Origin of the sequence: Myroides sp. 1354, from assembly GCF_030324495.1 — a bacterium.
In the GTDB taxonomy this organism is placed as follows: domain Bacteria; phylum Bacteroidota; class Bacteroidia; order Flavobacteriales; family Flavobacteriaceae; genus Flavobacterium.
The window spans coordinates 113,196-125,339 of record NZ_JACAGN010000012.1; the positions used below are offsets into that span (position 1 = coordinate 113,196).

15 protein-coding genes are annotated in these 12,144 nt (G+C 34.1%); 8 read left to right on the top strand and 7 right to left on the bottom strand.

What is annotated here, in order from left to right; all coding sequences use genetic code 11:
- The first annotated feature begins 95 nt into the window (after positions 1–95).
- From HX004_RS12800 to HX004_RS12820, 5 genes are all read left to right on the top strand, one after another.
- Positions 96–596 (top strand): DUF2938 domain-containing protein, encoded by a 501-nt coding sequence (locus HX004_RS12800; protein WP_286442967.1) that lies wholly within the window; start codon positions 96–98, stop codon positions 594–596.
- A 72-nt stretch (positions 597–668) separates the two neighbouring features.
- Complete coding sequence (locus HX004_RS12805; protein ID WP_286442968.1) at positions 669–1,628, top strand: helix-turn-helix domain-containing protein; 960 nt, start codon at positions 669–671, stop codon at positions 1,626–1,628.
- Positions 1,629–1,928: 300 nt separating this feature from the next.
- Positions 1,929–2,519, top strand: a complete 591-nt coding sequence (locus HX004_RS12810) for a hypothetical protein (protein WP_286442970.1) — start codon at positions 1,929–1,931, stop codon at positions 2,517–2,519.
- A gap of 175 nt (positions 2,520–2,694) precedes the next feature.
- Positions 2,695–3,477: an N-acetyltransferase gene (locus HX004_RS12815; RefSeq protein ID WP_286442972.1), complete on the top strand. Its 783-nt coding sequence runs from the start codon at positions 2,695–2,697 to the stop codon at positions 3,475–3,477.
- A 94-nt stretch (positions 3,478–3,571) separates the two neighbouring features.
- Positions 3,572–4,282 carry a DUF981 family protein gene (locus tag HX004_RS12820; RefSeq protein WP_286442974.1) on the top strand — a complete coding sequence of 237 codons (711 nt, stop codon included), beginning with the start codon at positions 3,572–3,574 and terminating at the stop codon, positions 4,280–4,282.
- Between the two features lie 72 nt (positions 4,283–4,354).
- Here HX004_RS12820 and HX004_RS12825 read toward each other — a convergent pair whose 3' ends face one another.
- The 5 genes from HX004_RS12825 to HX004_RS12845 all read right to left on the bottom strand — a co-directional run bounded on the left by HX004_RS12825 (position 4,355) and on the right by HX004_RS12845 (position 6,934).
- A complete protein-coding gene (locus HX004_RS12825) occupies positions 4,355–4,882 on the bottom strand; it encodes a hypothetical protein (protein ID WP_286442975.1) in 528 nt (175 codons plus the stop codon).
- Between the two features lie 287 nt (positions 4,883–5,169).
- On the bottom strand, positions 5,170–5,610 hold the full coding sequence (locus tag HX004_RS12830) for an HTTM domain-containing protein (RefSeq protein ID WP_286442976.1): 441 nt from the start codon (positions 5,608–5,610) through the stop codon (positions 5,170–5,172).
- A gap of 101 nt (positions 5,611–5,711) precedes the next feature.
- Positions 5,712–5,927 (bottom strand): hypothetical protein, encoded by a 216-nt coding sequence (locus HX004_RS12835; protein ID WP_286442979.1) that lies wholly within the window; start codon positions 5,925–5,927, stop codon positions 5,712–5,714.
- Entirely contained in the window at positions 5,927–6,514 is a 588-nt protein-coding gene (locus tag HX004_RS12840) for a DUF5819 family protein (protein ID WP_286442980.1), read from the bottom strand. The genes HX004_RS12835 and HX004_RS12840 overlap by 1 nt, the downstream gene beginning before the upstream one ends.
- A 225-nt stretch (positions 6,515–6,739) precedes the next feature.
- On the bottom strand, positions 6,740–6,934 hold the full coding sequence (locus tag HX004_RS12845) for a hypothetical protein (RefSeq protein WP_286442982.1): 195 nt from the start codon (positions 6,932–6,934) through the stop codon (positions 6,740–6,742).
- A gap of 383 nt (positions 6,935–7,317) precedes the next feature.
- On the opposite strand from HX004_RS12845, the gene HX004_RS12850 reads away from it, so the two are divergent.
- Positions 7,318–8,202 (top strand): hypothetical protein, encoded by an 885-nt coding sequence (locus HX004_RS12850; protein WP_286442984.1) that lies wholly within the window; start codon positions 7,318–7,320, stop codon positions 8,200–8,202.
- Positions 8,203–8,223: 21 nt separating this feature from the next.
- Here HX004_RS12850 and HX004_RS12855 read toward each other — a convergent pair whose 3' ends face one another.
- Together HX004_RS12855 and HX004_RS12860 are read right to left on the bottom strand one after the other, a co-directional pair.
- Positions 8,224–8,871 (bottom strand): HAD family hydrolase, encoded by a 648-nt coding sequence (locus HX004_RS12855; protein WP_286442986.1) that lies wholly within the window; start codon positions 8,869–8,871, stop codon positions 8,224–8,226.
- Positions 8,872–8,900: 29 nt separating this feature from the next.
- Entirely contained in the window at positions 8,901–9,257 is a 357-nt protein-coding gene (locus HX004_RS12860) for a hypothetical protein (RefSeq protein WP_286442987.1), read from the bottom strand.
- Between the two features lie 248 nt (positions 9,258–9,505).
- On the opposite strand from HX004_RS12860, the gene HX004_RS12865 reads away from it, so the two are divergent.
- Together HX004_RS12865 and HX004_RS12870 are read left to right on the top strand one after the other, a co-directional pair.
- The gene (locus HX004_RS12865) at positions 9,506–11,197 is read left to right on the top strand and encodes an alpha/beta hydrolase (RefSeq protein ID WP_286442988.1); all 1,692 of its coding nucleotides are present in this window, start codon (positions 9,506–9,508) and stop codon (positions 11,195–11,197) included.
- 335 nt (positions 11,198–11,532) lie between these two features.
- Positions 11,533–12,144 (top strand): phage tail-like protein (locus tag HX004_RS12870; RefSeq protein ID WP_502888483.1); only part of this gene is annotated, 612 nt, incomplete at its 3' end.

Below are 12,144 nucleotides of genomic sequence, written 5' to 3' on the forward strand. Positions count from 1 at the left end.
ATTTTACTGTGATTTGTCCTGTTTTTGCTCCGATACCGCTTCATTCTCTACCTGAACAATGTCCTACTTTTGTTTAACTAAAAAAGAAGATTAGGATGAATACAATACTACAACTTATCGGCTATTCGATTTTTATCGGCGTAAGTGCCACAGTTTTTATGGATGTCTATGCTCTTATACTCAGAAAAGCATTTCAAATTCCCTCGCTGAATTACGCCTTTTTAGGGCGATGGATTGGTCATTTTAAACAAGGTGTTTTCCGTCATTCTACTATTATGCAAGCAACACCAATACAAGGAGAAAAAGCAATTGGCTGGACAGCACATTATCTCATTGGCATTACCTTTGCCTTTTTTCTTTTGCTAATTTGGGGTGTAGAATGGGTGAGTCAGCCAAATTTGGTACCTGCCTTATTAGTTGGCATACTAACTACTGTAGCCCCTTTCTTTATGATGCAACCTGCATTTGGCTTTGGAATTGCAGCCTCTAAAACTCCACAACCCCAAACTGCTCGTATACGAAGTTTAATGACACATACTATTTATGGAATAGGATTGTATTTGGGGGGCGTTTTATTACAGCTGTTACTTGTGTGATAAAGAGAAATAACAAAGAGAAATAGCAAGAATCAAAAGTTGTTATTATCTTTAAATTAAACAATGGAAAGCATGAAAAGTGAAGATAATATCAAGGAAATACAGACGCTTGACGATTTTAAATCCCTGTATTTTGCAGATCAAGAAGGCAATATTGTATGTGAAGAATGCTGCACCCTCGCTTATCAAACGGGAGTAGGGTTTTTAGAAATTTTCACCCTTGAAAATCTGTCCCAATTACCCACGTTTACAGCAGGAAAGCAAACGCGTAAGCAGTTTTATACGATGATACTCATTACACATGGACAAGTAGAAGAGGTAATTGGGTATACCAAACATACTTTTACTGCAGGAGATATGTATTTTATAGGAGAAAACCAGTTACACCAGATTCAACAATGGAGTGAGGAGGTAAAGGGATTCATGTGTTTGTTTGATTCTGATTATTTTTTGCTGTGTTTGAAACATCAAATTAAACTCAATAGCTTTCCGTTTTTTCAATTCGGACAAAAACCTGTGGTGAACTTGGCTGAGCGAGAAGTGGTGATGATGGAGCACTTATTTTGGAAATTGAACAATGAAAAATGTCAAAAACAAACCTTCAATGACGATTTACTCGTACGTATGTTTTTGAATATTATTCTATTAGAGGCAGAGCGAATCTACAATCACAAAAAAGTAGAAACCCCATTTGTACTATCTAGAAAAGAACAATTGGTGGCTCGTTTTCAACTCTTGGTCAATCAGAAAATTATAACAATAAAGCAGGTCAGTGAATATGCTGATTTACTTCATGTACACCCTCATTATCTCAATGATGTAGTCAAAGAAATTACCGGGCATCCAGCCAGTTATTTTATTCAAAAACAATTGGTAGATGAAATAAAGTCTCGATTGATACAAACTAGTGATACGGTAGCAATTATAGCCGCTGATCTGAATTTTACAGAAGAGTCCTATCTCGGGCGATTTTTTAAAAAACATGTTGAACTGACTCCTATTCAGTATAGAAAAAAACACAAACAGCATTAGTCTTTCTTCGCATTGTTACTTAGCTGTGATATGTTAGGTTTTACAAGCAAAAAGTACGCATAGAAACATAAGATAAGAACGTATTTTTGAAGTGGATGAAACAGTTATTTGTTTATACTTGTTTCTTTTTGTTGAACTAGTTGTTTTTTCATTTATCTATGGACTAATAGCATTTTTTTACGTTAAGTTTAGGCACAAGGCAGTTGTTTTGTGCCTTTTTTGGGTTTTATAAATATAAAGTGTTGTAAATTTTGGTTAATATGTTCTTAATGGTACATTTGCATCAAATTTTTAAAAACAATGAAAAACGCATTTTATATTCTATTTTTGATTGCCCTGGGAACAGCCCAATCGTTTGCACAAAGTATTAAAAACTTTAATCTTTTAAAAGGAGAAAAAGAAGTTGAGGTTATTTTTAACTATGACAATCTTCGTGTACAAAAAGAAAATTATACAGAAGAGGAGTATATCAAAAAACATAGTGCTAACTTGGAGAAAAAAGCAAACGGATCAAGTGCGGATTGGAAGGTAAGTTGGAATCAGAGTAAAGAAAACGCATGGCCTGCTAAATTTCTCTTTGAAGCTAATATGCACAGTAAATACAAGGTGAAATTTACTAGAAATGCCCCTAAGTCAAAGTATGTTCTATTGGTAGATGTTTATTGGATTTATTCTGGATGGGACGCAGGAGTGATAAATCAACCAGCAAAGGTGACTACTGTGATAAAACTTGTACCTAGAGAAAATTTGACAGAAGTATTGGCACAGCTTATGTTTAATGAGATTAAAGGAAACCAATTTGCTAACTATAGTAATGAAGTTCGAATTAGAGAAGGATTCGCTAAAACTGGTAAAAAATTTGGGAAAAAAGTTGTAAAGTACTTGAAATAAAATAGATAGTAAAAAGGTTTAGTAAACGGTACTAAACCTTTTTTTTTGCTATAAATCATAAATTCTTTAAATCAATTTTTTTAACGATAAGCGGTAACTTACAAAAATAAACCTTAATAGGATAGAAGTAAAAATTAGTTTTATCTTTAGATGTGCTACCAATAAAAACAATGTTATGGAAAACTTTCTGCTATTAGATCAAACAAATTTAGATGCTTCTCATATTTGTTGTGCAATTTCAGACACCAAATGCAAAGAAGGTTATCAGTTAAAGAAAGATTGGTTGAAGAGAGAATTGGAGCACGGTTATGTGTTTAGACGATTGGATGCAAGAGCGAAAGTATTTATGGAATATGGACCTGCAGTATCAGGATGGGTTCCTATCCAGGCACCAGACTATTTGTTAATTAATTGTTTCTGGGTTTCGGGTCAGTACAAAGGGCAAGGTTACGCGACACAATTGTTACAATTGGCGATTGATGATGCCAAGGAAAGAGGATTTAAGGGATTGGTGACGGTGGTTGGTACCCAAAAATTTCACTTTATGAGTGATACTAAATGGTTGTTGAAACACGGTTTTATCACAGTAGAGAAAACGAGTTATGGCTTTAGTTTGTTAGTTTTAAAACTAGAAAAAGAGGCAGAAGACCCTCAATTTAATGCTTGTGTACAAACGGGAACTTGCCAAGAAACAACGGATGTAACAGTCTATTATTCTAATCGTTGTCCCTTTGCAGAATTACACGTTCAACATATTTTGAAAGAAACAGTAAAAAAACGCAATTTATCCCTGACTATTGTCAAGTTAGAAAATAAAGAACAAGCCCAACAAGCACCTAGTCCTGCTACGATTTTTAGTCTGTTTTATAAAGGAAAATTTTTGACAACTGATATAAGTATTTGTTTAGATAATCGCTTTGATAAAATAGTAGAAAAGCAAGTAAGCAACTGGAAATGAGAGTAAAAATATCGATTTAGATGTGAAAAGGGGAATGTCTTCCACTCTACAATGTTTGTTTTTTTAGTATATTTAAAGAAATGAAAAAATAAGCATGGATAGATTAATTATTGACTGGCAACAAATGCCTACCTATAATACGGTTATGGCAGTTGCTACAGGAGCAGCTTTATTGTCTTTAGCAGCGATGGGGAAAAGTCTAATTCACAATAGCAAAGTAAATCCAAAAGGATGGGCGATGAATTTGTTTACGCTGGCCCTTATTTTAGTTACAACAGGATTGCATATGACAGTAACCTGGCCTTTAGCCAAGTATTTTCCCTTCGACAATATCATCTTTGGAGAACCTTCCCTAGTTTTAGGTGCAATGTTGTTGCCAATTGCCTATTACTTTTGGAAAAATGAGAAGGAAATTATGGAGCGAGAAGATCGCATGCAATTGGTAGCTTCTAATTTTCGGCACTATAAATATTTGATGATTGGAATAGGATTAGGGATGATCGGTATTGCTTTTGCAGGTGTGATTTATCAATTGTTCGCTGCGCCAAAAGAAGAACCGATATCCGGTATGTTTGCGGACTATCCCATGTTTGAAGCCGTTTGTATATCGCTTGTTTATGCAGGAATAGGAATAGCTGCAAGTATTACACCTACTATACTTGAGAAATTTGCTCAAGGTACTTACTTTACAAGCTTTTCCAAATTCGGCTATTTTTTGATCGTTTTAGTTGGATGGGTTTGGTTGCTTTTTGGAGCATTGAATTATTTTACCCATGTAGGTTTGATTGTGAATACAATGACATAATGACAACTCAAAATAAACAGAAGGATATCATCTTGTGATATCCTTTTGTTTGTTTTCGATATCCTATTAAAATTAATAATTTACTGCATAGTATCCCATGAAATCAGGAATAACACCTTTTTCTATCGCTTGGTTATATACTTCAGGTTTCGCAAAAATAAGAGAGAAACATTGATCTGAAGGAGGAAGTTCATAAAAGAAGTAAGTTGATTTTTCTTTTTCTAATATCGGGTTTATGACAAGGTCAAAAAAGCTTGTTGGACTTTCATCTAATTCAAAGGAATCAACGTCTACATCAATGGAGTAACGATTTCCATTTAGAGTGATGAGAATTTGACTTTCTAGTATTTCAAACTGAAAATCGGGGATAAGACGTTGGATAAAATCCAATACATCTTGTAAGAGGTCAAGACCACTATAAGCTGAATCAAAGCCATATTGTGTTAAACAAGTGCCATAATAGGGAGCAAATGTACAAGCTTCAAGCGTTTGTATTAACTCCTCTTTGTTTACATAAGGACTATCAAACCAGTTGATTCCTTCTAATAGTTCAATGTAGTGTTGAACTCCCTTTTCAAAATTGTTTTTGTACTTATCCATCGATGTTGTATTGTAAAGAATTAAATTCTAGTTGTTTGTAATTAGTACAAGATATAAAAATAGAATCGAACAAACTACTGTATTTTATCCTAGACGTATAAAAGTTGATTGGTCTAAAATGGAGGGATTAAGACATAAAAAAGAGAAATAAATTATTATTTCATAAAAATTGAATTTTTTTAGGGTATTTTTAAAATAGATGAGCTTGTATATCAAATAACCAACCTAGTAGTAAATAGGGTAGATTCAACAAAGTTAATACCAAACAGCACAAAGAGTACCCCCTATCATTTCAATAACAAATTCACTTTAAGTTGTATTCTATCGTATTCTTCATCCGTAAAAAATACTGCATAGCAGGCTAACATGATAAAAGAAAAATTATCGATGCGCATAAAAATTAAGATTCCCAAGTGAAGGAGAATCCCTAAGAACAAAACCGATACTCTTGTTTTATTGCACCAAACCAGTAAGGGAAAAAGCAATTGAAAGGCAATAGTAAACCAGGTCAATCCATATACGACAAAGGGAAAGCTCGTGATATATTCATTGATTGTATAGGCTGAAAAGTCACTAGAGTTTAGGATATAGTATAGGGCTGTACCATTGAGCCATACCTCTCCTTGAAGTTTGTGTAAGCCGGCAAAGAGATAAACAAGACAGATTTGAATGAGGATACCCAGAATACAAATATTCGTTAGTTTTTGTACATAGTAATTGGATGTCAATCCCCATTTTTCTGTTAGTTTCGTATACCTTTTACACAGACTTTTGGATTGAATAAAAAAGAAAAAGGGGAGAAGGGCGGTAATAATGTTGTCTCCCCCATCTAAAAGAAAGATATTCCTAAATTTGAAGATAAATAATAAGAAGAAGAGTAAGACGGCTGATAGTATTGTACAATATCTTGGTAGGTTTCATAGGAAACAATTCCTTGATGGTCAAAGATAAAAGCTCGATTACTGTAAAAGGTGATAAAGTCTTTTAGTAAAGCAAAACCCAATAAAAGACGCAGTGCGATAATACCTGTAGTTCGATGTTCCATTAGTCGTTGATTAATAAGAAAAGTTTATTTAATTCACTATAGTAGGTGGTATAGGTCTTCGCTTGGTGAATGTCTTCATTGAGTTGGTCATCAACAAGGTACAATTGGACAAAAACAGAATCCTTGGGGTGTAGTTGTTTGCTGAACTCCTTTTGATTCTTAAAGACTATTTTGGCATAGTTAACTATCGATTCTAGCCCTTGACTCTTATGTGGACTCGTAATGTTTACTTTGCTATTTTGCAAGTGTATAATATCGTTAAAACAGTCAGAGAAGTATTTTTTCAACCGTTGATCAATAGAGAAGAATGTTGAAAAACTCCGCGTTCTAATGATTTGTTGAATATCAATAAAGTCACTTTCCCACGTAGCCGTGTAATATTTGACGAGAAAATAGTGATTTCCCTTTGGAGGATTCGGTGAAAACATACTCCAATTTTGCTCAAAAAAGGGCAAAGCGTATTTCTCTTTTAAGTGTTTAATACAGGTTGATTCAACGTATTTTAGATCGTAAATCTGAACGAGTAGAATAAAAGAAAAATAGAAGAATAACAGTAGTTGTAAAATAATGCGATACATGTTTTTCATAACCGTAAAAAATAAAATCCATAGCTATAAAGATTCAATATAGTTGAGGTAGACTCCTCCGTGTTGGAAAAGTTGGTGAGAGCAACGTATAAACTGTGTTACTTATAAATAAATGAATGGTATCGATTTCACAGTATACCATTTCGCTTGAAAAACAAGTAGGTCAATAGTAGAATACAAGAATAAAAGGAGCAAGGTCTATTCCTAGACCTTGCCCTTTTTCGTTTATCTTCTAGGGATAAACGGTTCTAATGTAGTTGCATTAGCAGTTGCAGCCGTATTGCGGCTTTCTCCTGTAATGGTTGTACTTTTTTCACCAGTTAATGCTGTTTTTGAACCCATTCCAATGGAATTAGCACTACTGAATCCGATTAGAGTAACAAATGCGAATGCTACTCCAAGAAAAATTGACTTTTTCATGGTTTAAAAATTAAAATGTTAATAAATAATACTTGTATTGCTCTTGTTTAGAAAAGCCTTTGGATGTGAATAATTGCATTGGATCTTTTTTTTTCAATAAAGACTAGGAATGCAAATGCTGATGTAAGGTGAAAACATCATCTGAGATTGAGATGATACTGTAATTGAATAAAACGCAGGTGAAATACCTTGATTTTGTTTTTTAAAAGTAGTTGAAAAAAAAATACCAACCAATCATTTTTTATTAAAAAAATATTAATTATTTGAGTATTGTATTTAATAAGTGTGTTTTATTTGAATATTTTTTATTTTTAAGAAAAAAAAAGGGCCATGGATATTCCATTTAATCGCATTAGTTTAGTAGTTTCTATTGTGTATTAACAATGAAAGAACTGAAAAAGAAAATTAGCTTGATTTTGATGCCTTTGATACGTCTTACTTTAGTAGTGATTATAGGGTATTCTTTTGTGCATTGGCTATTGTTCATAGAAATTAACCTCCTCCTTAGAGAAGATGTTTACCTGATACTATTACCAGTAGTCATTGCTGCCACTGTGCTGTACTTTTTTTTGCGTCCTAAGCTTAAACTGTTCCAGTTTAAAAGTGAAAAAACAGTGGGATTTTATTGTGTTGTTTTTACGGTTGCAGTGATTGTTCCTACGATATTTGCCCAAAAGTACCTTAGTAAGGCATTAGGGAAACGAACGGATGTAGAAGAGGTATATCAAATAGAAGATGCTCCTTTCTCCAAATATTATACAGTTAATCGATATCATATTGATACTAAAAAGGTAGGGTGGTATACAAAAACAATAATATCAGGAAAAACGAGTACAGAGTTGTTTTTTGATGCTTACGTTGTATTTCCAATCGTCAAGCAATTTACAGAGAAGCCAAGTGAAACACATGTATACTGGCTAGGGATGAAATATCAAAAATATGGAATGAATCCCAAGGATAGTCGTCAGAAAAAATTGATGATTCAACGCTTTATGCGAGAAATACAATATGATTTTAATTTAACAGATTTTAGAAGCTTTACTTTTTTGGAACGACTAGATCACTCCCCTGATCGAAAGAATTATGTTGCTGCTTTGCGTAATATAGGGCATCCTAAGACAGATAAAGCACTGATCTTACAACCCCATTTTGAACCTTTTCAACAACGTACCACTCATTTGTTGTTGTGGTTTTTTATTTCTTTAGGTGTAGGATTTTTCGTTTGCTTTGTCTTTGTTTATTACGCTAAGTTAAAACGAGGAAAGTAATGCCTACGAGTAGACAAGTCTTTAAAAGGTAAAGTCTTGTAAATCTTCAAAATGGGTAAGCATGCCATTGGCTTGCATGATTTCTCGGTTGGAAGTGCCAATACCGATAAACTCGAGATTTAAATTTTTTGCTGTAAGTAAGTCCCATAAACCATCTCCTACGGCAATGATCCGATCAAATTGCGAAGTGCTGTAATATTGTTTAGCGTTATGAATCGCTTGATTGACAATGTTTTCTCTCTCTTCAATTGTGTTAGAAGCAACAAGTTGGAGCGGATTAAAGGAAACGCCAATGCGATTGAGTTTTAATGTAGCTGGTTGATACAGTGAACCCGTTGCAAAGCACACTCCAAAATCAGTGTGCAGTTCGAGTTTTTCTATTAGTTTTTTTGCTCCATTTATTTCTAGAATGGTCTCTTGTTTTATTTCTTCGTATAAAAAGGTTTCAAATGTATGGAGGGTAGCAGGTAAAAAGGGATTTCCCGTACTCGATTCGTAAATGACTCTAGCAATGTGTAAATCTGTGTGGTGTTTGTAGGTGGAGAACGCATCGTTAAATGTGCTTACACCGATGGATTGTAATCCTTTTTTGAATGCCATTTGATGAAGGTGTACAGTGTTTGTTAAGGTGCCATCAATATCGAAGACAATGAGGTTCTTTTTTTGCATTGCTATTGTATTTAGACGTTAGTATAGGGTTACTTATCTTGTGCACTAGAAGATTGAGCGGCTTCGGCTTCTTTTCGTTTGTATTTTAATCGAAGGAGTTTTCGTTCTATATCCATCATTTCTTCATTGACTTTTTGAATGTGCGAATAGATTATAAAAGGGAGTGTCAAACTAAACACAATAACCATAGAAGTAAAGGCTTCCCAATAGCCCATCGTTTCAGCCATAGAAGGACGACCTCCTTTTGAAGGAATCCCAGGTATTAGGAAAGCACAAAGCACAAGAAAGGGAATGGGAAATAATGCATTCCATTTTGTACGGGGCAACTTAGCTAATTGTTCTCGAAGTTGTTTCTCTTCTCGGTCAAGTTTTAAAAGTGTATTCATCGAGTATAAATTTGGCGTGAATGAAAGACATTTTACGTGTTTGTATCGATAAAAAAGCGAAGATACACATAAGAAAATCCTAGAGGAAAGGTAGAATTAAAACCCAAGATATCCAAAAGGATTAAGCGAGGAAAATCTGCTGATTCCTCTAGTATTTAATCTCAATCATTATTCAGTTGTAGAAAAAGAAACGTACGCGTTTACGCTCTCGTAAAAGTTAATTATCTTAGCTTTTAAACAAATAAAAAATGAAACACTATCTTATACTGATTATTTTACTGTATTGTACAACGGGAATAGCACAAGATAGCTATGCGAAATTGGTGAGTCAAGCAGAGAACTTAGCAGAAAAAGAAGAGGAGGCTAGTAGTAAAGAGGCTTTATCGCTTTATAAAAAAGCCTTTACCCAATTTCCAGATAGTATTGAAGTTGGTGATTTATACGAAGGCGCCATTCTCGCTGCATCTCTTCATGACAAAGACGTAGCTTTTGCGTATTTGAATCAACTTTTAGGGGATAAAAAAGACGGAAATGGATTTCCAGGATGGATGAATATCACACACGAAGACGCTATAGAAGAATGTAAGAATTTACTAGATGATCCGCGATGGAAGGTTGTTGTACAAGAAGCAAATAAACGCAAACAAGCTTTTGATCTCATTTTAGAAAACGAAGAAAAAGATTTCTTTCAAACGAAAAAACAAGTCGATTACACTTCAAAAAAAGGTGTAGAACGATATGATCAATTAAAGAATAGCAATCCTTATTTACCAAAGGAGCAACGCAATTATTCGATTGGTTTTCAGCTGAACGATACCACGAAAACCTCCTATTACGTTCATTTACCCCAAAATTACAATCCCAATAGATCATATCCACTGTTGTTCTTTTTACACGGTGCCGTTCGATACAGCCCTTTGCTCGACTTTCAAACCCCCGAAATGAATTTGGGAGGTTGGAATCGCTATTATACCAAATACGCCAATCAATATGGTGTAATTCTCGTTTTTCCGAGAGCAAATAAGCAGTACAATTGGATGACTTCAGACGAAGGATTCTTTATGATTCCCGCGATACTGAAGGAGATTAAAAGCGCAATTAATGTCAATGATGATAAGGTATTCTTAGCAGGACATTCGAACGGAGCTACGGGAGTTTTCTCTTATTTGATGAAGAATGCAACGCCTTTTGCAGGATTTTACGGATTTAATACGCAACCTAAAGTATTTACTGGTGGTACCTTTGTAGAAAATGCTAAGAATCGAAATTTTATTAATTTCTCAACGGATCAAGACTATTATTATCCTCCCAATGCCAATGATGATTTTACGGCTTTGATGAAACAAGTAGAGGTTGATTATCAAGAAGTTCGCTATGAAGGATTTCCTCATTGGTTTCCACAATTTGATGAATCAGAACCCGCTTATGAAATTCTATTTACCGATTTGATGCAGCGAAAAAGAGAAACATTCCCTTCTTCTTTGACTTGGGAGTTTGATGATGAGGCAAATGGCAATGTGGATTGGTTACAAAACATCAAATTAGATACTGTACAAACGAAAGCAAGTTGGCACCATCAACCATTGAACTTTAAAATTACAAAATGGTTAGAATACGAAAGCGACGACGACGACGATGACACCTTAAAAGAAGTTGTCGTCGATAAAGATGCTTTTGATTTTCCACGTGCTTCTGGAAAAATCGTAGCGGAATATAAAGACAATGTATATCGTATCAAAACTTCTCGTATTCAATCTTTTGCAATCGCTATTTCTCCAGAGATGATTGATATGAAGAAAAAGGTCAAGGTTTATGTCAACGATCAATTGTATGTGGATCAAAAGATACAATACAATCCTGTTTTTATGCTCGATCAGTTTGAAAGAAATAAAGATCGAAAAAGAATATGGATTAATTCGATTAAACTGATGGTACAATAAAAAAAACGTTTATTATTGCGATAAGAGCCTCAAAATAAAATCTGTTTTGAGGCTTTTTCTATTTATATTTTTACTACCGTGAATTTTTGTTCTCTTGAAAATCAAGCCCAATGAAATGGATAAAGGATGATAAATAAAGAAGAATGAAGAGAAGATAAAATGCCTTCATCTGTTTTGTGTACTACTGCATTTTTGTATCATCCTTACAATTTGTGACTACTTTTTGTTGATTATAAGTTGTTTTGAGATTATGTTATATTTATTGGTTAAAATTGATTTATTCAATATTTTATTAACTATAATTTTGATATTTTTGATATAAAAATTATGGTATTATGAAAAAAATAACTACAGTGTTAACTTTTTTTATTGCAATTTGGGGGGCTTATAGTCAAGTAGGGATAGGTACTAGGGTTCCAAATAAATCAGCGCAGTTAACTTTAGTCGCAGAAGATAGAGGGTTGCTTATTCCTAATATTGCTTTAAAATCTACAACGGATACTGAGACTATTCAACACGGAAATGTCGAGAGTTTATTAGTTTATTCAACTCAAAAACAAGGTGATATTACGCCTGGTTTTTATTATTGGAATAAAACACGATGGACGCGTATCAAAAGTGATGATCAAGAGGTTGCTCCTGATCAGAATACAACGAATATTTCACTTACTATTGTTGATGATAACTTAGTATTAACAGATAGTGGTGACAATACCGTTAGCATTCCTCTGAAATTGATTAATACACCAACAACAATGGAGTATAATGAGACGACAGGAATTATTACCTATACAAATGAACACGGAAATTACCAGACTATTGATTTAGCTCAGGTTGTGCATCATTTTGAAACGCTGACTTCTCTTGGAATGGATGCTGCTGCAGGATCGTTGACGTATGTTGATGAAAGAGGAGATTCGAAGGTTCTAGATTTAGCGAATGTGGTC

Coding starts and splice junctions, on each gene's coding strand:
- HX004_RS12800 (WP_286442967.1), top strand. CDS start 96: ATGAATACAATACTACAACTTATCGGCTATTCGATTTTTATCGGCGTA.
- HX004_RS12805 (WP_286442968.1), top strand. CDS start 669: ATGAAAAGTGAAGATAATATCAAGGAAATACAGACGCTTGACGATTTT.
- HX004_RS12810 (WP_286442970.1), top strand. CDS start 1,929: ATGAAAAACGCATTTTATATTCTATTTTTGATTGCCCTGGGAACAGCC.
- HX004_RS12815 (WP_286442972.1), top strand. CDS start 2,695: ATGGAAAACTTTCTGCTATTAGATCAAACAAATTTAGATGCTTCTCAT.
- HX004_RS12820 (WP_286442974.1), top strand. CDS start 3,572: ATGGATAGATTAATTATTGACTGGCAACAAATGCCTACCTATAATACG.
- HX004_RS12825 (WP_286442975.1), bottom strand. CDS start 4,882: ATGGATAAGTACAAAAACAATTTTGAAAAGGGAGTTCAACACTACATT.
- HX004_RS12835 (WP_286442979.1), bottom strand. CDS start 5,927: ATGGAACATCGAACTACAGGTATTATCGCACTGCGTCTTTTATTGGGT.
- HX004_RS12840 (WP_286442980.1), bottom strand. CDS start 6,514: ATGAAAAACATGTATCGCATTATTTTACAACTACTGTTATTCTTCTAT.
- HX004_RS12845 (WP_286442982.1), bottom strand. CDS start 6,934: ATGAAAAAGTCAATTTTTCTTGGAGTAGCATTCGCATTTGTTACTCTA.
- HX004_RS12850 (WP_286442984.1), top strand. CDS start 7,318: ATGAAAGAACTGAAAAAGAAAATTAGCTTGATTTTGATGCCTTTGATA.
- HX004_RS12855 (WP_286442986.1), bottom strand. CDS start 8,871: ATGCAAAAAAAGAACCTCATTGTCTTCGATATTGATGGCACCTTAACA.
- HX004_RS12860 (WP_286442987.1), bottom strand. CDS start 9,257: ATGAATACACTTTTAAAACTTGACCGAGAAGAGAAACAACTTCGAGAA.
- HX004_RS12865 (WP_286442988.1), top strand. CDS start 9,506: ATGAAACACTATCTTATACTGATTATTTTACTGTATTGTACAACGGGA.